23 protein-coding genes and 1 tRNA gene are annotated in these 21,273 nt (G+C 58.3%); 6 read left to right on the top strand and 18 right to left on the bottom strand.

Annotation, left to right across the window (positions count from 1 at the left end; all coding sequences use genetic code 11):
- The first annotated feature begins 120 nt into the window (after positions 1-120).
- The 3 genes from bamA (at position 121) to ACU688_RS04620 (ending at position 3,993) form a co-directional block, all read left to right on the top strand.
- Entirely contained in the window at positions 121-2,487 is a 2,367-nt protein-coding gene (gene bamA, locus ACU688_RS04630) for an outer membrane protein assembly factor BamA (protein WP_448183804.1), read from the top strand.
- Between the two features lie 88 nt (positions 2,488-2,575).
- A complete protein-coding gene (locus ACU688_RS04625; RefSeq protein ID WP_448183803.1) occupies positions 2,576-3,409 on the top strand; it encodes a WaaZ-like lipopolysaccharide core biosynthesis protein in 834 nt (277 codons plus the stop codon).
- 77 nt (positions 3,410-3,486) lie between these two features.
- Positions 3,487-3,993, top strand: a complete 507-nt coding sequence (locus ACU688_RS04620) for a ClbS/DfsB family four-helix bundle protein (protein ID WP_448183802.1) — start codon at positions 3,487-3,489, stop codon at positions 3,991-3,993.
- A gap of 109 nt (positions 3,994-4,102) precedes the next feature.
- On the opposite strand, the gene ACU688_RS04615 is transcribed toward ACU688_RS04620, so the two are convergent.
- The 9 genes from ACU688_RS04615 to thrS form a co-directional block, all read right to left on the bottom strand.
- Positions 4,103-4,179, bottom strand: a tRNA-Pro gene (locus tag ACU688_RS04615).
- A 90-nt stretch (positions 4,180-4,269) separates the two neighbouring features.
- Entirely contained in the window at positions 4,270-4,626 is a 357-nt protein-coding gene (locus ACU688_RS04610) for a MerR family transcriptional regulator (protein WP_010209127.1), read from the bottom strand.
- Positions 4,607-4,909 carry an integration host factor subunit alpha gene (gene ihfA / locus ACU688_RS04605; protein WP_002553164.1) on the bottom strand — a complete coding sequence of 101 codons (303 nt, stop codon included), beginning with the start codon at positions 4,907-4,909 and terminating at the stop codon, positions 4,607-4,609. The genes ACU688_RS04610 and ihfA overlap by 20 nt, the downstream gene beginning before the upstream one ends.
- Before the next feature lie 3 nt (positions 4,910-4,912).
- Entirely contained in the window at positions 4,913-7,291 is a 2,379-nt protein-coding gene (gene pheT / locus ACU688_RS04600; RefSeq protein WP_448183801.1) for a phenylalanine--tRNA ligase subunit beta, read from the bottom strand.
- 26 nt (positions 7,292-7,317) lie between these two features.
- Positions 7,318-8,334, bottom strand: coding sequence for a phenylalanine--tRNA ligase subunit alpha (gene pheS, locus ACU688_RS04595; RefSeq protein ID WP_017737822.1), 1,017 nt, complete (start codon positions 8,332-8,334; stop codon positions 7,318-7,320).
- Between the two features lie 109 nt (positions 8,335-8,443).
- On the bottom strand, positions 8,444-8,800 hold the full coding sequence (gene rplT, locus ACU688_RS04590; RefSeq protein WP_003174975.1) for a 50S ribosomal protein L20: 357 nt from the start codon (positions 8,798-8,800) through the stop codon (positions 8,444-8,446).
- 30 nt (positions 8,801-8,830) lie between these two features.
- A complete protein-coding gene (rpmI, locus tag ACU688_RS04585; protein ID WP_002553160.1) occupies positions 8,831-9,025 on the bottom strand; it encodes a 50S ribosomal protein L35 in 195 nt (64 codons plus the stop codon).
- Between the two features lie 60 nt (positions 9,026-9,085).
- The gene (gene infC / locus ACU688_RS04580) at positions 9,086-9,637 is read right to left on the bottom strand and encodes a translation initiation factor IF-3 (RefSeq protein WP_169850653.1); all 552 of its coding nucleotides are present in this window, start codon (positions 9,635-9,637) and stop codon (positions 9,086-9,088) included.
- Positions 9,637-11,559, bottom strand: a complete 1,923-nt coding sequence (gene thrS / locus ACU688_RS04575; RefSeq protein WP_122773355.1) for a threonine--tRNA ligase — start codon at positions 11,557-11,559, stop codon at positions 9,637-9,639. Before thrS ends, infC begins: the two co-directional genes overlap by 1 nt.
- Positions 11,560-11,925: 366 nt before the next feature.
- Here thrS and ACU688_RS04570 point away from each other — a divergent pair, with 366 nt between their 5' ends.
- Positions 11,926-12,240, top strand: a complete 315-nt coding sequence (locus ACU688_RS04570; protein ID WP_448183800.1) for a hypothetical protein — start codon at positions 11,926-11,928, stop codon at positions 12,238-12,240.
- Between the two features lie 289 nt (positions 12,241-12,529).
- Positions 12,530-12,742, top strand: a complete 213-nt coding sequence (locus ACU688_RS04565) for a cold-shock protein (protein WP_003234260.1) — start codon at positions 12,530-12,532, stop codon at positions 12,740-12,742.
- Positions 12,743-12,814: 72 nt separating this feature from the next.
- Here ACU688_RS04565 and ACU688_RS04560 read toward each other — a convergent pair whose 3' ends face one another.
- Positions 12,815-13,135 (bottom strand): I78 family peptidase inhibitor, encoded by a 321-nt coding sequence (locus tag ACU688_RS04560; protein WP_448183799.1) that lies wholly within the window; start codon positions 13,133-13,135, stop codon positions 12,815-12,817.
- Between the two features lie 144 nt (positions 13,136-13,279).
- Complete coding sequence (locus ACU688_RS04555; protein ID WP_448183798.1) at positions 13,280-13,588, bottom strand: hypothetical protein; 309 nt, start codon at positions 13,586-13,588, stop codon at positions 13,280-13,282.
- A gap of 170 nt (positions 13,589-13,758) precedes the next feature.
- On the opposite strand from ACU688_RS04555, the gene ACU688_RS04550 reads away from it, so the two are divergent.
- Positions 13,759-13,971, top strand: coding sequence for a hypothetical protein (locus tag ACU688_RS04550; protein WP_124525710.1), 213 nt, complete (start codon positions 13,759-13,761; stop codon positions 13,969-13,971).
- Positions 13,972-14,004: 33 nt separating this feature from the next.
- Here ACU688_RS04550 and ACU688_RS04545 read toward each other — a convergent pair whose 3' ends face one another.
- From ACU688_RS04545 to ACU688_RS04515, 7 genes are read right to left on the bottom strand one after another with little or no spacing between them, the layout of a single operon-like run.
- The gene (locus tag ACU688_RS04545) at positions 14,005-15,033 is read right to left on the bottom strand and encodes a nucleoside hydrolase (RefSeq protein WP_448183797.1); all 1,029 of its coding nucleotides are present in this window, start codon (positions 15,031-15,033) and stop codon (positions 14,005-14,007) included.
- A 26-nt stretch (positions 15,034-15,059) separates the two neighbouring features.
- A complete protein-coding gene (gene rbsD, locus ACU688_RS04540; protein WP_448183796.1) occupies positions 15,060-15,464 on the bottom strand; it encodes a D-ribose pyranase in 405 nt (134 codons plus the stop codon).
- Positions 15,461-16,378: a ribokinase gene (gene rbsK / locus ACU688_RS04535; RefSeq protein WP_448183795.1), complete on the bottom strand. Its 918-nt coding sequence runs from the start codon at positions 16,376-16,378 to the stop codon at positions 15,461-15,463. Before rbsK ends, rbsD begins: the two co-directional genes overlap by 4 nt.
- A gap of 23 nt (positions 16,379-16,401) precedes the next feature.
- A complete protein-coding gene (locus ACU688_RS04530) occupies positions 16,402-17,424 on the bottom strand; it encodes a LacI family DNA-binding transcriptional regulator (protein ID WP_448183794.1) in 1,023 nt (340 codons plus the stop codon).
- 3 nt (positions 17,425-17,427) lie between these two features.
- Positions 17,428-18,405, bottom strand: coding sequence for an ABC transporter permease (locus tag ACU688_RS04525; RefSeq protein ID WP_017737833.1), 978 nt, complete (start codon positions 18,403-18,405; stop codon positions 17,428-17,430).
- Positions 18,402-19,955 (bottom strand): sugar ABC transporter ATP-binding protein, encoded by a 1,554-nt coding sequence (locus tag ACU688_RS04520; protein WP_448183793.1) that lies wholly within the window; start codon positions 19,953-19,955, stop codon positions 18,402-18,404. The genes ACU688_RS04525 and ACU688_RS04520 overlap by 4 nt, the downstream gene beginning before the upstream one ends.
- 57 nt (positions 19,956-20,012) lie before the next feature.
- Entirely contained in the window at positions 20,013-20,969 is a 957-nt protein-coding gene (locus ACU688_RS04515; protein ID WP_448183792.1) for a sugar ABC transporter substrate-binding protein, read from the bottom strand.
- Positions 20,970-21,273 lie beyond the last annotated feature (304 nt).

Here is a 21,273-nt window from a genome sequence, read left to right as displayed (position 1 = left end):
CAACCTTTACCTAACTTGACACTCGGTTAACCGCACCAAACGCGAGGCGCTCTTAAGCTGGATGCTCACCAGTCCGGCCGCGCCGGCGCTGCTTGTCGATGTGTTCTGGAAAAGATCTTGATGAATTTTTCGCGCCTGCTCTGCTCGGTTGCGCTGCTGCTCAATACTTCACTGGCACTCGCCCAGGGTTTCAAAATCTCGGATATTCGAATCAACGGTCTGCAACGGGTGTCGGCAGGCAGCGTGTTTGGCGCTCTGCCGCTGAACGTCGGCGACGACGCGGACGACCGGCGCCTGGCGGACTCCACCCGCGCGCTGTTCAAGACCGGGTTCTTCCAGGATATCCAACTGAGCCGCGAAGACGATGTGCTGGTTATCAATGTAGTCGAGCGCCCTTCGGTTGCCAGTATCGAGTTCGAGGGCAACAAGGCGATCTCCACCGAAGACCTGATGAAGGGCATGAAGCAATCCGGGCTGGCCGAAGGGGAAATTTTCCAACGCGCTACCCTGGAAGGCGTGCGCAACGAATTGCAGCGCCAGTACGTGGCCCAGGGGCGGTATTCGGCGTCGGTGGAGACCCAGGTCGTGGCCCAGCCACGCAACCGGGTGGGTGTGAAGATCAAGATCAATGAAGGCGAAGTGGCGTCGATCCAGCACATCAATGTGGTCGGCAACACCGTGTTCCCTGATGACGCCTTGACCGACCAGTTCACCCTCAAGACCAGCAACTGGCTGTCGTTCTTCAAGAATGACGATAAATATGCGCGGGAGAAGTTGTCTGGCGACCTGGAGCGGCTGCGCTCGTATTACCTGGATCGCGGCTATATCAACATGGATATCAGCTCGACCCAGGTGTCCATGACCCCGGACAAAAAGCACGTGTACATCACCGTGAATATCCAGGAAGGCCAGAAATACACGGTACGTGAGGTCAAGCTGAGCGGCGAGTTGAAGGTACCCGAAGATCAGGTCCAGGCCCTGCTGCTGGTGCAGAAGGGCCAGGTGTTTTCGCGCAAGTTGATGACCAGCACGTCGGAGTTGATCACCCGCCGCCTGGGGAACGAGGGCTATACGTTCGCCAACGTCAATGGCGTACCACAGACCGATGAGAAAGATCACACCGTGGATATCACCTTCGCCGTCGACCCGGGAAAGCGGGCCTACGTCAATCGGATCAATTTCCGTGGCAACACCAAGACCGACGACAAGGTCCTACGCCGCGAGATGCGCCAGATGGAGGGCGGCTGGGCCTCGACCTACCTGATCGACCAGTCCAAGGTGCGCCTTGAGCGCCTGGGGTTCTTCAAGGACGTCAACGTCGAAACCCCGGCGGTTGCGGGCGTGGACGATCAGTTGGACGTGAACTACGCCGTCGAAGAGCAGGCATCCGGCTCAATCACCGCCAGCGTGGGTTTTGCCCAGAGCGCGGGGTTGATCCTCGGCGGCTCGATCACCCAGAACAACTTCCTGGGCACCGGCAACTACGCGAGCCTGGGGCTGACCCGCTCGTCTTACCAGAGCAAATACAACATCGGCTTTACCGACCCCTACTTCACCACCGACGGCGTGAGCCTGGGTTACAACGCGTTCTACAGCAAGACCGATTACAACAAGTACTACGACGACGGCGTGTCGTACTACGCCATCAACAGCTTTGGCCTGGGCGCGACCCTTGGCTACCCGATCAATGAAACCTCACGCCTGAACTTTGGCCTGACCGCACAACACGACAGCATCGAGCCGGGCACCTACAGCGCCGACGAGATCTACGATTTTGTCGAGCGCGAGGGCAAGCAGTTCACTAACTTCAAGGCCAACCTGGGCTGGTCCGAGTCCACGCTGAACAAAGGCGTGCTGGCTACGCGCGGGCACTCGCAGAACCTCAACCTGATGGTGACGACGCCAGGTAGTTCGCTGAGTTTCTACAAGATCGATTACTCCGGGCAGACGTATGTGCCGGTCAGCAACAGTACGACGTTGCGCTTTCATACCAAGCTTGGCTACGGCAGCGGCTATGGCTCGACGGATGGCCTGCCGTTCTATGAAACCTATTCGGCAGGCGGTGAAGGCTCGGTGCGCGGCTTTGAAAGCGGCACCCTCGGCCCACGCAATACGCCAGCGACCGGTGCCTATGCGAGCGCTGGCCAAGCGTATTACTCGGACCGCGACACAGAGGCGCTGGGCGGCAACATCCTCATCACCGGCGGCGTGGAATACCTGTTCCCGGTGCCGTTCATCAAGGACAACAAGTCCGTGCGCACTTCAGTGTTCTGGGACGTGGGCACGGTGTATTCCGACAAGTGCTACCTCAGCACGACCCAAGGTTGCGGCAGCGTGGACTTGAATCAGATGGCCAGCTCGGTAGGGGTTGGGGTGACGTGGTACAGCCCGCTGGGACCGTTGAGTGTGAACCTGGCATACCCGATCAAAACGCCCGAGAACGCGGATAAGCAGGTGTTTCAGTTTTCCATGGGGCAGACTTTTTAAGGCGGCGTTTGTGTAATTTTCTTCATCAACCCAACCCTGCAACTTACCTAAGATCAACCGATGTACGTTGACTGCACGGTTGGGTCCGATGAAACCTATGCCCCTCGCCAATGCCAAGCCGGCTTCATATGCGCCTGCGTCAGGAGCATGGCGATCAACCAGATCCCACCTGAGCCTGCATGACTTTGACGCCTGCCGGAACACCGAAACAGGGGCCGTTTTCATCATTGCGTCAGGCATGTCGGGAGCAGCGTTTCCAATCGAAAAGTTTGCCCATGTGCCGATGATCACGATGAATGGCGCTATTTCGATGTTTATGGGCACAGACGTTAAACCTTGCTTTTACGCCTGCACCGATAAAAGCTTTTCCGAACAACAGCCGGGTCTGTTCGAGTACGCGATGGCCGTCAGCCAAAACGTCGCGCTTTGGGAAGACCACGCACGCGCGTCGGGCATTCATCCTGCTGGGCGGTTGTACACGTTGTCCAAGGCCAAAAAACCGTCCTGGTTCGATACAGTGCGGGGCAAACACGTGGCGCTGGTCACCAATCACCCGTTGCCCGGCGCTCACCAACGCCCCATTGGGTTCAGTAAGGACATGAGCGAGGGCTTCTTCGACGCGCGAACCGTGGCTTACCTGACCCTGCAACTGGCCTACCACCTCGGGTTCTCCAAGGTGTTTTTGGTGGGCGTTGATCTGCACGAGAAATCGGGCAGGTTTTACGAAAACCGCGAATCCATCAGTTCTCCTTGCGGGCTTGATCAGCACTATTACACCCGTATATTGCCATCGTTCGAGTTGATGGCCAGGAAAGTCGTGGGGGACAGTTTCAGGGTTTATAATCTTTCTGATTGCTCAAGAATCCCGGAGAGTGTGGTCCCGCGGGTGACGTTGGCGGACGTTGAGGGGTTGATTGGGTAACTGATCTTTAGCAAGAAGTAGGTGTCATTTCTTGAATACAGTCCTCAATCTACACTCGTGCGAATGAGAGGACGCTGATGACTGTTCCAACCACCAAGGCTGAATTGCTTGCGGCCATTACCAAAACGTTCAGCAAGCTGATGGACGATCTCAACGAGGTTCCGCCAGACTGCGTTCGTGAAACCACTATGAGTGGTCATGTGCGCGGAGCCCACATGAGTCCATCCGACCTGGTGGCCTACCTGATTGGATGGAACGAGCTCGTACTGAAATGGCTGGATCATGACGACCGGAATGAACCGGTTGAATATCCCGAAGTCGGCTTCAAATGGAACCAGCTCGGACTGCTGGCGCAGAAGTTCTATGCAGATTACAACGCACTCGATTGGCACGAACTGCTCGCCCGCCTGGCAGACGTAGAAACAAGGCTCACCGCTTCGATCACAGCAAGATCAGACGATGAACTGTACGGCAGCGCTTGGTACGGAAAATGGACCAAGGGCCGTATGATCCAGTTCAACAGCTCGTCTCCCTATGCCAATGCCCGAACCCGCGTTCGCACATGGCTAAAGGCACAACGCTGAAACGCAGCTTGCAGTCAGCAAACCCTTAGCATGCATCGTATACCGGCACTTTTTCAAGCACATGAAAAAGGCCAATGCTGTTAAGCATTGGCCTGAATCTTTGAAAATATGGTCGGGACGGAGTGATTCGAACACTCGACCCCTAGCACCCCATGCTAGTGCGCTACCGGACTGCGCTACGCCCCGACTAGGCGTGTTACTGGGTTTGCTTCGCAACGAAGCGACACGAAATATACCGCAAGCTTTTGAAATGTGGAAGTATTTTAAAAGCTTGAATCACTTCTTCAAAACCACCAGTACATCTTCCAGTTCGGCGATCATCTGGCGGATCATTTGCTTGTATTGGGTGGTGTCGTCTTTGGCTTCATCACCGGACATACGCTGGCGCGCGCCGCTGATGGTGAACCCTTGGTCATACAGCAACGCGCGGATCTGTCGGATCATCAGCACGTCCTGGCGCTGATAATACCGACGGTTCCCGGTGCGTTTGACGGGGTTGAGTTGAGGAAACTCCTGCTCCCAATAGCGCAGCACGTGCGGTTTGACCGCACAGAGCTCGCTGACTTCACCAATGGTGAAGTAGCGTTTGCCTGGGATGACGGGTAGCTCGTCGTTATGACTTGGTTCCAGCATAAGCCTCAACTCGGGCCTTCAACTTCTGCCCTGGACGAAAGGTGACCACACGGCGAGCCGTGATCGGGATTTCTTCTCCCGTTTTTGGATTGCGGCCAGGCCGCTGGCGTTTGTCCCGCAGGTCGAAATTGCCGAAACCGGACAATTTGACCTGCTCGTTGTCTTCCAGAGCATGTCTGATTTCTTCAAAAAACAGCTCGACCAATTCCTTGGCCTCGCGCTTGTTCAGACCCAGCTCTTCGTACAGACGTTCCGCCATCTCAGCTTTCGTCAAAGCCCCCATACGTCACTTCCTTAACGTGGCGTTCAACCTTTGTTCGAGCGAGGTGAGGATATTTTGTGTCGTGGCATTCACCTCATCGTCATTAAGAGTGCGCGATGGATGCTGCCAGGTCAAGCCAACTGCAAGGCTTTTTCTATGCGGATCAATACCTTTACCCTGATAGACGTCAAATAGCCTGAGGTCTGTCAGCCATTCCCCTGCATTTTCACGGATTACATCCAGAACAGCAGTGGCGGCCACTTCACGGTCGGCGATCAGGGCCAGGTCGCGGCGCACTTCAGGGAAGCGCGACAGTTCGCTGAACTTCGGCATCTTGCCCGAGGCAACTTCAGCCAGGACCAGCTCGAACACGAACACCGGACGATCAAGACCGAGGGTTTTCGACAGTTCCGGGTGGATGGCACCAACGAAACCAACCAAACGCCCCTCACGCTCGATACGCGCAGTCTGGCCCGGGTGCAACGCCGGGTGGCTGCCTGGCAGGAAGGTGAATGCATCCAGTGCACCGGCGAAACCCAGTACCGCTTCCACATCAGCCTTGACGTCGAAGAAGTCCACAGCATCGCGGCCCTGCGCCCAGCCTTCCGGCAGACGGCTACCGCACACCACGCCAGCCAGCATCGGCTCTTGCTTCAGGCCATCCAACTGACCGACGAAACGCAGGCCGCTTTCGAACATGCGCACGCGGTCTTGCTGACGGTTCAGGTTGTGGGAAAGTGCTTTCACCAGGCCTGGCCACAGGGACGAACGCATGGCCGCCATGTCGTTGGAAATCGGGTTGGCCAGCAACAGCGGCTCGACGCCCGGGTTGAACAGTTCGAACTGCTTCGGATCGATGAAGCTGTAGGTCACGGCTTCCTGATAACCACGGGCAACCAGCAGGCGACGCAGCTCAGGCAGGTGTGCACGCGCCTCAGCCTTCGGTTGTGGCGCCAGACGCGCTTGCGGGTAACGAACCGGCAGGCGGTTGTAGCCGTACAGGCGAGCCAGTTCTTCGATCAGGTCAACTTCGAGGCTGATGTCGAAACGATGGCTTGGCACTTCAACGTGCCACTGCCCTTCTCCACTCACGGAGATAGCCAGGCCCAGGGCCGACAACAGTTGCTCGATTTCAGCCGGTTCGATCACCAGGCCCAGCATCTGCTCAACGCTTTTGGCACGCAGGGTAATCGGCGCAACGGACGGCAAGAACTGCTCGTTGACGGTTTCGGTGATCGGGCCGGCTTCGCCGCCGGTGATTTCCAGCAGCAGGCCGGTGGCGCGCTCCATGGCTTCACGGGCCAGCTTCCAATCCACGCCACGCTCGTAGCGGTGCGAAGCATCGGTGTGCAGGCCATAGGAACGGGCCTTGCCAGCGATAGCGATCTGGTCGAAGAACGCGCTTTCAAGGAAAACGTCGCGAGTGGTCGCGGATACACCGCTGTGCTCGCCACCCATCACGCCGGCAATAGCAAGGGCGCGGGAGTGGTCGGCGATGACCAGGGTGTCGGCACGCAGGCTGACTTCCTGGCCGTCGAGCAGCACAAGCTTCTCGCCTTCTTCGGCCATGCGCACGCGGATGCCACCGTTGATCTCGGCAAGATCGAAAGCGTGCAGCGGTTGACCCAGCTCCAGCATCACGTAGTTGGTGATGTCGACGGCAGCGTCGATGCTGCGTACGTCTGCGCGACGCAGACGCTCAACCATCCACAGCGGCGTTGGCTTGGACAGGTCAACGTTACGGATTACACGACCCAGGTAACGCGGGCAGGCGCTTGGCGCCAGCACTTCAATTGGACGGACTTCGTCGTGTACAGCCGGCACGCTGGCAACCACTGGACGGGTGACCGGCGCGTTGTACAGCGCGCCCACTTCACGGGCCAGACCGGCCAGGGACAGGCAGTCGCCGCGGTTCGGAGTCAGGTCGACCTCGATGCTCGCGTCTTCCAGCTCCAGGTAAACGCGGATGTCCTGGCCTACTGGTGCATCAGCCGGCAGTTCCATCAGGCCATCATTGCCCTCGCCTACTTGCAGTTCGGCTTGGGAGCACAGCATGCCGTTGGACTCGACGCCACGCAGCTTGGCCTTCTTGATCTTGAAGTCGCCCGGCAGTTCAGCGCCGATCATCGCGAACGGGATCTTCAGGCCCGGGCGCACATTGGGCGCTCCGCACACGACCTGAAAGGTTTCCGCGCCGTTGCTGACCTGGCACACACGCAATTTGTCGGCATCCGGGTGCTGCTCGGTGCTCAGCACCTCGCCCACGACCACACCGCTGAAAACACCGGCGGCCGGCGTAACGCTATCGACCTCAAGACCGGCCATCGACAGACGGGCAACCAGCTCGTCGCGACCTACCTGCGGGCTTACCCAGCCACGCAGCCATTGTTCACTGAATTTCATCCTGCTCTCCTAAAGATTCGTTACGACTAGCGAAATTGCGCGAGGAACCGCAAGTCGTTGTCGAAGAACAGACGCAAGTCGTTCACGCCGTAACGCAGCATGGCCAGACGCTCAACGCCCATGCCGAAGGCAAAGCCCGAGAACTCTTCCGGGTCGATCCCGGACATGCGCAGCACATTGGGGTGAACCATGCCGCAGCCCATCACTTCCAGCCAGCCGGTCTGCTTGCACACGCGGCAGCCTTTACCACTGCACATCACGCATTCCATATCGACTTCAGCGGACGGCTCGGTGAACGGGAAGAACGATGGGCGGAAACGTACCGCCAGCTCTTTCTCGAAGAACACACGAAGGAACTCTTCGATGGTGCCCTTGAGGTCGGCGAAGTTGATATCGCGATCAACCAGCAGGCCTTCGACCTGGTGGAACATCGGCGAGTGGGTGATATCGGAGTCGCTACGGTACACACGGCCTGGGCAGACAATGCGGATCGGCGGCTTGTTCGCTTCCATGGTGCGGACCTGTACCGGCGAGGTATGGGTGCGCAACAGCATGTTCGCGTTGAAATAGAAGGTGTCGTGCATCGACCGGGCCGGGTGGTGGCCTGGGATGTTGAGCGCCTCGAAGTTGTGATAGTCGTCTTCGACCTCAGGGCCTTCGGCAATGCCGTAGCCGATATGGGTGAAGAACTGCTCGATACGTTCCAGAGTCCGGGTGATCGGATGCAGGCCGCCCGAGGCCTGGCCACGTCCAGGCAAGGTGACGTCAATGGACTCGGCGGCGAGTTTGGCCGCAAGATCGGCCTCCTCCATCGTCGCCTTGCGCGCATTGAGCACCTCTGTAACACGCTCCTTGGCGACGTTGATCAGCGCGCCGACTTGCGGGCGCTCTTCAGCCGGCAAATTCCCCAGGGTCTTCATCACCTGAGTCAATTCACCCTTTTTGCCAAGGTAGTGAACCCGGATTTGCTCCAGGGCATTGATATCTTCAGCGCTTTGCACAGCCTCAAGAGCTTGAGCGACGAGCGCGTCCAGGTTTTCCATGTACAGACTCCAGATACAAAATAGGGGAAGAGCTTGAAGGCTCTTCCCCTATTTAAGACGTTTACCACCTTGGGCTACAGGAGCAGCCCAGGGTGATTGTCGGGGGTACTTAAGCCAGAGTGGCTTTAGCTTTCTCGACAATCGCAGCAAACACCGCTTTTTCGTTCACTGCCAGTTCGGCCAGAACCTTACGGTCGATCTCGATGGAAGCTTTTTTCAGGCCAGCGATGAAACGGCTGTAGGACAGACCGTTAACACGTGCACCAGCGTTGATACGAGCGATCCACAGAGCGCGGAACTGACGTTTTTTCTGACGACGGTCGCGGTAGGCGTATTGGCCTGCCTTGATTACCGCTTGCTTGGCAACACGGAATACGCGTGAACGCGCGCCGTAGTAGCCTTTAGCAAGTTTCAGAATTTTTTTGTGACGTTTACGGGCAATGACGCCACGCTTTACACGAGCCATGAGTTACTTCCTCTATTCTTGATCCAAAAATTAACGAAGGCGCAGCATGCGCTCGACTTTTGCCACGTCAGACGGATGCAGCAAGCTGCTACCGCGCAGTTGACGCTTACGCTTGGTCGACATTTTGGTCAGGATGTGGCTCTTGAAAGCGTGCTTGTGCTTGATACCGTTAGCAGTTTTCAGAAACCGCTTAGCAGCACCACTTTTAGTCTTCATCTTTGGCATGTTCGGATACTCCGCATTCAGTTGATAAACATAATCAGAAGGCCTGCCGTGCCCTGTTGATTACTTCTTCTTTTTCGGGGCGATGACCATGATCAGTTGGCGTCCTTCCATCTTAGGATGCTGTTCGACCGAACCGTACTCGAGCAGGTCAGCTTCAACCCGCTTGAGGAGTTCCATCCCCAGCTCCTGGTGGGCCATCTCACGGCCGCGGAATCGCAAGGATACCTTGGCCCTGTCCCCATCACTCAGGAAACGTACCAGGTTGCGCAGTTTTACCTGGTAATCCCCTTCCTCCGTCCCTGGACGAAACTTGATTTCTTTTACTTGAATCTGCTTTTGGTTCTTCTTCGCCGCAGCAATCTGCTTCTTCTTTTCGAAGATCGATTTGCCGTAGTCCATCACCCGGCAAACAGGCGGGACTGCGTCGGCGGAGATTTCCACCAGGTCCAATTTGGACTCTTCAGCGATACGAAGCGCTTCATCAATCGAGACGATGCCAATCTGCTCGCCGTCAGCGCCAATTAACCGAACCTCGCGTGCCGAGATATTCTCGTTGATCGGGGCTTTCGGTGCAGCTCGTTTATCTTGTCTCATTTCACGCTTAATAATAATTACTCCGAATCTGGGCGACCACGCCGGGAAACCGCTTGCGCGAGGAACTCAGCGAACTGGGCGACGGGCATCGAGCCCAGGTCAGCACCTTCACGAGTACGCACAGCGACAGTCTGCATCTCGACTTCCCGATCTCCGATAACCAAAAGATAGGGAACCTTGAGCAAAGTATGCTCGCGGATTTTAAAGCCGATCTTTTCATTTCTCAAGTCGGACTTGGCACGAAAGCCGCTTTCGTTGAGAGTTTTTTCAACTTCAGCCGCAAAATCTGCCTGTTTATCAGTGATATTCATGATCACTGCCTGGGTCGGAGCCAGCCACGCAGGGAATGCACCCTCGTAGTGCTCGATCAGGATCCCGACGAACCGTTCGAACGAGCCGAGGATCGCCCGGTGCAGCATAACCGGGTGTTTACGGCTGTTGTCTTCGGAGACGTATTCGGCTCCCAGACGGATCGGCAGGTTAAAATCGAGCTGCAGGGTACCACACTGCCAGACGCGACCAAGGCAATCTTTCAGCGAGAACTCGATCTTCGGACCGTAGAAGGCACCCTCGCCCGGCTGCAGGTCGTACGCAAGGCCCGCACTGTCCAGCGCTGCGGCCAATGCCGCTTCGGCGCGATCCCACAGTTCGTCGGAACCGACGCGTTTTTCCGGACGAGTGGACAGTTTCATCTCGACGTCGGTGAAACCGAAATCGCGATAGACATCCATGGTCAGCTTGATGAACGCGGCGGATTCAGCCTGCATCTGCTCTTCGGTGCAGAAGATGTGGGCGTCGTCCTGGGTAAAGCCACGTACACGCATGATGCCGTGCAACGCACCCGATGGCTCGTTACGGTGGCAGGCACCGAACTCGGCCAGGCGCATCGGCAACTCGCGGTAGCTCTTCAGGCCCTGGTTGAACACCTGCACGTGGCATGGACAGTTCATTGGCTTGATGGCGTAGTCGCGGTTTTCCGACTGGGTGGTGAACATGTTGTCGGCGTAGTTGGCCCAGTGCCCGGATTTCTCCCACAGGCTGCGGTCAACGACCTGCGGAGTCTTGATCTCCAGGTAGCCGTTGTCGCGCTGCACCTTGCGCATGTATTGCTCAAGTACCTGGTACAGGGTCCAGCCGTTCGGGTGCCAGAACACCATGCCCGGCGCTTCTTCCTGGAGATGGAAGAGGTTCAGGCGCTTGCCGATCTTGCGATGGTCGCGCTTTTCGGCTTCTTCGATGCGCTGGATATAGGCAGCCAGCTGCTTCTTGTCAGCCCAGGCAGTACCGTAGATCCGCTGCAGTTGCTCGTTCTTTGCATCGCCGCGCCAGTAGGCACCGGACAGCTTGGTCAGCTTGAACGACTTCAGGAAGCGCGTGTTCGGCACGTGCGGGCCACGGCACATGTCGACATATTCTTCGTGGTAGTACAGGCCCATGGCCTGCTCGTCCGGCATGTCTTCCACCAGGCGCAGCTTGTAGTCTTCGCCACGGGCGGTGAACACGTCGATCACTTCGGCGCGCGGCGTGACCTTCTTGATCACGTCGTAATCTTTTTCGATCAGGGCGTGCATGCGCTGTTCGATGGCGGCCAGGTCGTCCGGGGTAAAAGGACGCTCGTAGGCGATATCGTAATAGAAGCCTTCATCGATGACCGGGCCGATCACCATTTTCGCCGTCGGGTACAGCTGCTTGACCGCGTGGCCAATCAGGTGCGCACAAGAGTGGCGAATGATCTCCAGCCCTTCTTGATCCTTGGGGGTGATGATTTGCAGGCTGGCATCGGAAGTGATCAGGTCACTGGCATCAACCAGTTTGCCGTCGACCTTGCCGGCCACGGTGGCCTTGGCCAGGCCAGCACCAATGGATGCGGCGACCTCGGCTACGGAAACCGGGTGATCGAATGAGCGTTGACTGCCGTCGGGAAGAGTAATAGTTGGCATGGCGCCTCCTCTCCTAGTGGTGACCCCTACCAAAGGTCACGTGGGTTGGGATGAGCCAGTACAAGATCCAACACCAGGCCGTTCAATGATGAACGCCTGCCTTACAGCGGCAGGAGCCTTTCGGCCAACCGATAATCGAACCAGAGTGACTGGAGTGAGCTAAAAAGAACATGGCAAGGCGGCAAATGGCGCGCCTGGAAATAGCCAGGGCACCGATGCTAGCACAGATGAACGGTCATCGCGCCGACGCCATGCCAGGTAATGACAAATTCCAGGCTTTGTAGCTGCAAAACGGAACTTGAGCTGTACGCAACGCCTCAAACCCACTGAGAATCGCCGTTCGTCCCCGACCCAAAGGAGCATCCCATGATGCGTTTCACCTCGACCCTCGCTCTCGCTGCCTCCCTGACCCTCCTGTCCCTCGGTGCACAGGCAGCGGCCCCGTCGAACTGGCCGGCCGGCGCCCGCGACAGCTTCGTCAAAGACTGCAGCGCCGCCGCCAGCCAGAACGTAGACGCCAAAACTGCCAAAGACCATTGCGAATGTGGCGCTGACAAGATCAACGCCGAATTGAGCACTGCCGAGATCAAAGAACTCATGGCCAACCCGAACGCCAGCCCGGAGCTTAAAAACAAAGCGGTCGCGGCTATTTCATCCTGCAAAGTCGTGAAGAAAAAGTAAGAATTACCACTGATCACACGGCTTTTTTACGGTTAAAACAGCGCGAAAACTGCCATTTCACACAAATTACGCAGCTTTTACGGCTTTTTTTACCAGCTGATATTTCGCACCAAAGCCCCGTAGACCGGGGCTTTCAGCGAAGCCAGGCACTAAACGCAACGCTATTGATTAGCAAACAATGCCTTGGGGGGGCTCCCAAGCCGAACATTTCGACTATGATAGCCCGGTGTGCCCAGTTGGCCTGAGCAGCACAGCACTACTGAAAATATATGTTTCTTGGAGATACACCATGTCTAATCGCCAAACCGGCACCGTTAAATGGTTCAACGATGAAAAAGGCTTCGGCTTCATCACTCCTCAAGGTGGCGGTGACGACCTGTTCGTACACTTCAAAGCTATCGAAAGCGACGGTTTCAAAAGCCTGAAAGAAGGCCAAACCGTTTCCTTCGTGGCTGAGAAAGGCCAAAAGGGTATGCAAGCTGCACAGGTTCGCGGCGAGTAATTCTCCGCTGAGCTAAAAAAACCCCGTCCATGTGACGGGGTTTTTTATGGGCGCTGCAAAAGCTCGATACGATCAGCCGCAGTTGACGCGCGTAATCACCAGGTTGTCATCAGTGTTCAGGTTCAGACGGTCGGAGCGGTACTCCAGGGTGATCATGTCGTTGGGCTTGAGAATCCGCGCGTTCTGCGCACCGGCCCGGGCACGGGCCTGCTCCAGCAACTGAGGCGAGGCTTTCTGGCCGATCGTGAACTCAGCGGCTTTTGATTCACAGCGGCTATGACCAGCATCGGCCACGGCGGCGTCTTTAGCTGGCTCAGAGGCACCCGGGGTGCTGCAACCCGCCAACGCGAGTGCTGCCAACAAAGTACCGAATGATGCGAGCTTCCAAGGCATGAAGCCTCCTATGATTAAAAATGGACAGAGATCGTGCGACAGCTGTGGGACGGATTGGTTTCAAGACGTAAACCGCCGGTGGGCAAGTCTGCCTGACTCTCGATCGGCATTCGCCCGATCAATCGTCACCAGATATGAACGTACTCAGTAGATGTCGATGTAGTCAAACGGCGGCTTCGGCCAGTTCTGCTTCAGCGCATTGAAAATCTGCGTGACCCAGACTTCATCGCTCGCCGCCACATTACCGACATAACCCGATCCCTTGGCCCAGGTTTCAAGGCGAAACAACAGACCGTCGATGTCCACGCCGCCCACCGCTTTCCCAGATGAGATATAGGCAATACCGGCCTTGGTGACCCGCAACTGGGTATGTTCATCGTCGCTGGCACTGGCGATCAGTTGGCGCACGGCGGCCAATGTCAGGTTCTCGGGGTTGTTCAAATCGATCTGCACGCGGTGTTCCCCGGCAATTAAACAGGCCGACAGTGTCGCACAGCACTTGTCCCATCCCGAAGCGCCTTATGCCTAAGTATCAGTGCCAAAGGCGATACAAAATGGTTAACTGCGCGCGTAAAAACTGCGTTCCAGCGCACTGCCCAGTATTTCAGCCCCGTGAGACCTTCATGACCACCGTAACGCTGCAAGCCGACATCAAAGCCAAGTGGCCCCAAGGGCAGAGTTCCTATAGCCCTGGAAGCACAGAGGAGTTGGCGATCATTGGCATCGACCTGCTGGTCAAGGAACTGGGCACCCAGGCGGCACAAGCGTTCATCGCCCAGGTATTTGCAAAATACCCGGCCGATCACATGGGCGCACACGACCCCGAGCGCGAATAAGAACCGGCCGGCGAACGCCGACCGGCAAGGGTTTTACTTAAGACGCGCGAGACGCTCGGTCAGCAGATCGAAGAAGCCCTGGGCGTCGCCGTTCTCAACCCAGAACACATTCTTTTCCTGCTTGAGGCCATCGTACCAATCGACGATGGTCTGGCCGAAAGTCGGGCCTTCGCGGCTGTCCACCACCATATTGGCCTGACGACCGCTGAATAGTGAAGGCTTGAGCAAGTAGGCAATGACGGTGGCGTCATGCACCGGGCCACCCGGGATGCCATAGTGCTCCATGTCGCCCTTGACGTATTCGTTGAGAATATTGCTCACCACCTTGCTGGCGTTGCTGTTCAGGTCGGCAATCTTCTTCAGCCGTGCGTCACTGGTCAGCACCTTGTGGGTCACGTCCAGCGGCAGGTAAGTCAACTTCACGCCGCTCTTGAGCACGATCTCCGCTGCAGCCGGATCGGCAAACAGGTTGAACTCCGCCACCGGCGTGATATTGCCGCCATTGAAGTGCGCGCCGCCCATCACCACCACTTCCTTGATGCCCTGGGTAATTTCCGGGGCCTGGGTCAATGCCAGCGCCAGGTTGGTCTGCGGGCCCAGCATGGCAATGGTGATGCTGTGGGGTTTGGCGGTACTCAAGGTCTTGATCAGATAATCAACGGCATTGCCGGCGGCCAGGCCTTTTTTCGGCTCGTGCACGGTAACGCCGGAGATACCTTCCTTGCCATGGATGTTCTCGGCATAGATCGGTGTGCGCAGCAGCGGCTTGGGCGCACCAGCGTACACCGGAATATCCTCGCGCCCTGCCCACTCACGGGCCAGGCGTGCGTTGCGCGAAGTCTTGTCCAGACGCACGTTGCCGGCAACGGTCGTCAGCGCACGAATATTCAACTCCTCCGGGGACGCCATGGCGAACAGCAACGCCACCACATCGTCGGCACCGGGATCGGTATCAATGATCAGGTCGATTTTTTCCGCCGCGTGGGCGCTTGCTGCAGTGAGTGCGGACAAAAGTAGAACACTCCGAAACAGATTTCTCAGGGTTGGAAGACCACGGTGCATAAAACACTCCTTGTTGTTGGGACACTCTAGAAGGTTACGCCGGACACCAGCGCGATATTGCAATAGGGCTGGCACTCACCCGTACGCACCACGGCACGCGCCTTGCGGCTGAGCTGCTTGAACTCTTCGTGACTGAGCAGACGCCGCTCACCAAGCGCCGCCTGCTCGGCAAGCGTGTTCAGATCGGCTAGCGCCGGCGGCTGCTTGTGCAGGATTTCTTGCGCTAACACGTGGCTTTCCACCTGCATTTCACTGAGCACAATGCGCAAGGTGCTGATGAAATCAGGAATGCCCTGGGTGAGTGCCAGGTCGATCAACTCGACACCCGGCGGCACGGGTAAACCGGCATCGCCGATGACCAGGATGTCACCGTGACCCAGTGAGGCGATCACGCGCGACAGGGCGATGTTGAGCAATGGGGTCTTTTTCATGAGGGCACAAAACCTTGTACGTCGTGCAGCGTAGGAATGGAGGGCTGCGCACCGGCGCGGGTCACCGACAGTGCGGCCGCGACCTGGCCGAAACGGATGGCCTCGGCTTCGCTTTTGCCGTTGGCCAGTGCGGCGGCAAAACCACCGACAAAGGTGTCGCCCGCCGCCGTGGTATCTACCGCCTTGACCTTGGGCGCCAGAAGATGCTCAAAAGTCTGGCCGTCGGCAAACAGCGCGCCCTGGGAACCCAAGGTGATGATGACTTTGCCGGCACCCGCCTTGATCAGTTGCGTCGCGGCAAGCTTGGCGCTGTCGAGGGAGTCGACGGTCACACCGCTCAGCGCCGTGGCTTCACTTTCATTGGGGATCAGGTAATCGATCGAGGCATACCACTCAGCGGGCAATGGACCACTGGCTGGCGCTGGATTGAGGATCACGGTCTTGCCCAGCTCACGACCACGCTTGAGCGCATAACCCACGGTCGCCATCGGCACTTCGAGCTGGCAGATGATCACGTCGGCCTCCTGCAACACCGCGTCAGCCACGTGCAACGAGGCGGGTGTCAACTCGCCGTTGCTGCCGGCGACGATCACAATCGCATTCTGGCTGCTGTCATCCACCACGATCAGCGCCACACCACTGGAGCCATCCACACGGCTGACGGCCTGACAGTCGATGCCCTCTACCAACAGCGCATCACGCAACTGGACGCCATAAGCATCGCTGCCTACGCAGCCAACCATCGCCACCTCAGCACCCAGCCGCGCCGACGCCACCGCCTGGTTGGCACCCTTGCCGCCAGGCACGGTGGAGAACGTCTGGCCAATCAGGGTTTCTCCGGCACGCGGCAACCGGCTGGCGCGCGTGACCAGGTCCATGTTCAAGCTGCCTACTACCACTACGTTTGCGCACATACATCAATACTCATCAATTCGGTTCAGCGGTATTGGGCAAACACACCGGCGACGGGCGCCGTGGACTCGCGCAACACAATGCTCGGCGTCACGATGCGTTGATCGATCGGCAGTTGGGGTGTCGCAATTCGTCGCAATAAAAGCTCCGCCGCCGTCTCGCCCAGTTGCACGATCGACTGCCCGACCGTGGTCAGCGCCGGGTACACGTAGCGGCCCATTTGAATATCATCGAAACCAATTACCGACAGCTCGCCAGGCACGCGGATATTGCGCTCGGCAGCTGCACGCAACACGCCGAAACCAATCATGTCGTTGCTGGCGAAAATCGCGCTGGGCGGATTTTGCATCAGTAATTGCACAGCGGCAGCATAACCGCCGGTACTGGTGAAATCGCTCTCCTGGGTGCGAGTGGCCACTACGTTCACGCCGGCCTCACGCAGCGCACGGTGATAGCCCGCCAGGCGCATCTGCGCGACGCGGGTGTGAGCCGGCCCCCCGATGCAGGCGATGTCGCGGTGGCCCAACTCCAGCAAGTGCCGGGTCGCCAAGTACCCGCCCTCCTCGTGATCGATACGCACCAGATCGACATCAATGCCGTCCAGCGCCCGGTCGACAATGACCATCGGCGTGCGCACGGCGCTCAAGCCAGCAGCGAGACCGCTGTCGTCGCCCCCTACCGAGGTGACGATCAAGCCGTCGATGCGTTTTTCCAGCAGTACCCGCAAATAGTTACGCTGTTTTTCCGCATTGTCGTCGGAGTTGCACAGGATCACGCAGTAGCCGTTACGCTCGCAATAATCCTCGATACCCCTGGCCAGTTCCGCAAAGTACGGGTTGAGGCTGTTGGGCACCAGCAGGCCAATGGTGGCCGTGGTCTTGGCCTTGAGCGAACGCGCGACCGCACTGGGCACGTAGTCGAGCTGCTTGATCGCCGCTTCGACCTTGATGCGTACGGGCTCACTCACCGGGCGCGTCTTGTTCACCACATGGGACACCGTGGTGTAGGAAATACCTGCAAGCGCTGCCACATCCTTGATCGTCGCCATGGTTCAGCCCCGCCGACTGGCGCGCTGACTGCGGTAGGTATCGAGGACCACCGCGATCACAATCACCGCACCGGTGATGATGCGTTTGGTCGGCTCTGTTGCACCGATCTGCGCCAAGCCAGCGGCCAACACCGAAATAATCAGCACGCCAAAAAAGGTGCTGATCACCGAACCGCGCCCGCCCATCAAGCTGGTCCCACCGATCACCACCGCCGCGATCACTTGCAGCTCCAGGCCGGAACCCGCGTTCGGGTCTGCCGCTTCCAATCGCGAAATCTGGAACAGCGCCGCCACACCCGCCAGCAGCCCCATCAGGCTGAACACCAGGATCTTGTAGGGTTTTGGATTGATACCTGCCAGACGCACCGCTTCCTCATTGGTACCGATGCCGATCAGGTAGCGACCGAATACCGTGCGGGTCAACACCAATTGCGCCGCGATGATGACCAGCAACGCAATGATGAACGACGGCGAAATGCCAAAGGCCACCGGGTTGGACAGCCAGGCAAAAGAGTCGCCAATGTAGGCCGTGCGCGAACCGGTCATCTGGTATGCCACGCCACGGGCCATCTCGAGCACGCCGAGGGACACGATGAAAGACGGAATGCGCCAAGCCACGGTGATCGAGCCGGTGATGGTGCCCGCGAGCGCAGCACACGCCATGCCGAGTATGGCGGCAGGCACGACGCTCCAGCCCCACCCCAGGATCGCCACGCTGACCGCCGACGCCGCCAATGCCAGCACCGAGCCCACCGACAAGTCGATGCCGCCGATGATCAGGATAAAGGTCATGCCGACCGCGAGCACCATCAGGTCCGGGATCTGGTTGGCCAGGGTGCTGAAGGTGTCGTAGGACAGAAAGTGATCGCTGAGCACCGAGAACAGCGCGATCATCGCCAACAAGGCGCCCGCCAGGCCCAGATAGGTGCCAAGCCCGTAGAAGTTGCCGCCCGCTTTACCGGGGGTAGTTGTGGTTTTCATGGGGTATCCCTAAGCACTGCGTCATTGAGCAGCGCATCACGTTTCTGATAGCCGGCAAAGGCGGCGGCAAGCAATTCATCCTGGGTCCAGCTGTCACGCTCGAAGGTCTCGATCAGGCGCCCGGCGGACAACACACCGATGCGATCGCAGATCAGCATCAGCTCACGCAGGTCGCTGGACACTACAACCAGCGCCTTGCCCTGGCGGGTCAATTCGCCCAGCAAGGCATAAATGTCGAACTTGGCCCCCACGTCGATGCCGCGGGTCGGCTCATCGAACAGCATCACCGCGCAGTCGCGCTCCAGCCAGCGGCCAATCACCACTTTCTGCTGGTTGCCGCCGGATAACTCGGACACCAACTGCGCGGGGCTGGAACTGCGGATGCGCATGGCATCGATCTGACGCTTGGCCAATGCGGTTTCATCACGGCCGTTGACTACGCCACCGCCGGAAATTTCCGGCATGTTGCCCAGGGCAATATTGGCGCTGATGGATTGCGTCAGCAGCAGCCCCTCTCCCTTGCGGTCCTCAGTGATCAGGGCAATGCCATGGCCTACCGCGTCAACCGGCGAGCGGATGCTCACCACCTGGGCCGGCGAGCCGAGTGCCACGGTGCCGCTGTCGGCGAGGTCAGCGCCGAAGATCAGGCGCAGCAGTTCTGTACGGCCGGCGCCGATCAGGCCGGAGATGCCGTAGATCTCACCGGCACGCACTTCAAAAGACACATCGCGCACCTTGTCCGAGCGCGTCAGACCTGTGACCGTCAGCGCAGGCGCGCCCAGGGTACGTGGGCCCAGGTCGATCTGTTCACCCAGCTCGCGGCCGACCATCAAGGTAACCAGTTGCTCGCTGTTGTAGTTGGCCATCGGCTCGACGCACACCAGCTTGCCGTCACGCAGTACCGCGATGCGCTGGGCAACCCGGGCCAGTTCTTCCAGCCGGTGCGAAATATAAATGATCGCCACGCCCCGGGCCTGCAGGCGGGTGATTTGTTCAAAGAGCATCTCGACTTCACGGGCAGTCAACATCGCCGTCGGTTCGTCGAGGATCAGTACATGGCAGTCGCCGATCAGGTTGCGCGCGATCTCGACCATTTGCTGATGGCCAATGCCCAGGCTGCCAACCAGCGTGTCCGGGTCGATGGCATCCAGGCCGACTTGGGCCATGGCTTCGATAGCGGCCTTGCGCAGTTGCTTGCGACTGATCCAGCCACAGTGGCTGGGCAGGTTATCGAGGAACAGGTTTTCGGCCACGGTGAGCGTCGGCAGCAGGTTGAGCTCCTGCATGACCATGCGCACGCCCATCTCTTCGGCTTGGGTGCGACTACCCGGGCGATAGTCTTGCCCGTTGAATTGCATGTGCCCGGTGGTCGGCGTAACCAGCCCGCCGATGATCTTCGACAAGGTACTTTTACCTGCGCCGTTCTCACCGGTCAGCGCCAACACTTCACCGCGATTAAGCGTCAGGGTGATGTCGGACAGAACCGGTTGGGCATAGGTCTTGCCGATACCGCTGACCGAGAGGACAGCGTTCGGGGCGGAAGATGACATAGGAAAATCTCCAGGCGCCCGCTCACGATGAGCGGACGCTGTTGGGTGCTGCCAGGATTACTTCTTGAGGACGAGTTCGACCGGGGTTTCGATCACGCCATCTTTGGCATCGACTTTCTCACCCTTGACCAGCTTTAGCGCGTTCTGGATACCGAACACAGCTTGCTGGGCCGCGGCCTGGTCGGCGGTCGCCAGGACACGGCCATCTTGCAGCATCGGCTTGATGGCTTCGATGTTGTCATAGCCAACGACCAGCACTTTGCCGGCCTTGCCCGCCGCGCGGACAGCGGAGACTGCGCCCAGGGCCATGTTGTCGTTACCGGCCAGCAGGGCCTTGATGTCCGGCGTCTCGCTCAGCATCGCCGCCGCAATCTTGTTGCCCTGGTCGATTTCCCAGTTACCGGACTGTGTGGAAACGATCTTCATACCGCCCGCGTCCATCGCATCCTTGAAGCCTGCGGTGCGCTGTTGGGCGTTGGTGGTAGTCGGTACACCTTCAATGATGCCGACCTTGTCGCCCGCAGCCAGTTGCTTGGCCAGGTAGTCACCCACCAGCTTGGAACCTTTGCGGTTGTCGGGCCCGACGAAGGGGATATCGAGGTTTTTGCTTTTCAGTACATCCGGGTCGAGGCGGTTGTCGATGTTCACGACCTTGATACCGGCGTCGGAGGCTTTCTTCAGCACAGTGACCAGCGCCTTGGAATCGGCGGGTGCAATGACGATCGCGTTAACTTTGGCGAGGATCATCTGATTGACGATGTCGATCTGCGCGGCGGTATCGGTTTCGTTCTTGATGCCGTTGGTGATCATGTCGAAATCGGCGGCGTGGGACTTCTGATAGTCCTTTGCACCGTCTTGCATGGTGACGAAAAATTCGTTGGCGAGCGACTTCATCACCAGGCCAACCTTCGGCTTGGCGGCGTCATCGGCAAATGCAGAGGAGAGAGGTAGAGCAGCGGATGCGGCAGCAAGCACAGCGACAGCAAGAAGACGTCCAGCGAATGGCAGCTTCATGGGTTCACTCCGATCTTATGATTATTGTAAGCAACGCCTGCAACGAAACATCTCGCAAACGTTTGCGTTATTGAAACTATGAGAACCTTGCCGAGATTTGTCAACGGTCTCCAGCACGCTTTCATGCGAGCCCTCTAGCCTCCGCCTTCACGCGGCGGCGAAGCGTTCTTAAACATCGCCAGTGCCTGGTCGTTCTCTAAAACGACAGGCTGAGAGGCTGATGTCGCACACCCCCGGGGAAGATTCGATCATTTTTTCGGACAACCGAACGCGCTACCGCTCAATTGTTCGGAAAGCCGGACAA

The organism is Pseudomonas acericola (SeqCode) (assembly GCF_053456465.1).
This window is presented reverse-complemented; position numbering and strand designations above follow the sequence as displayed.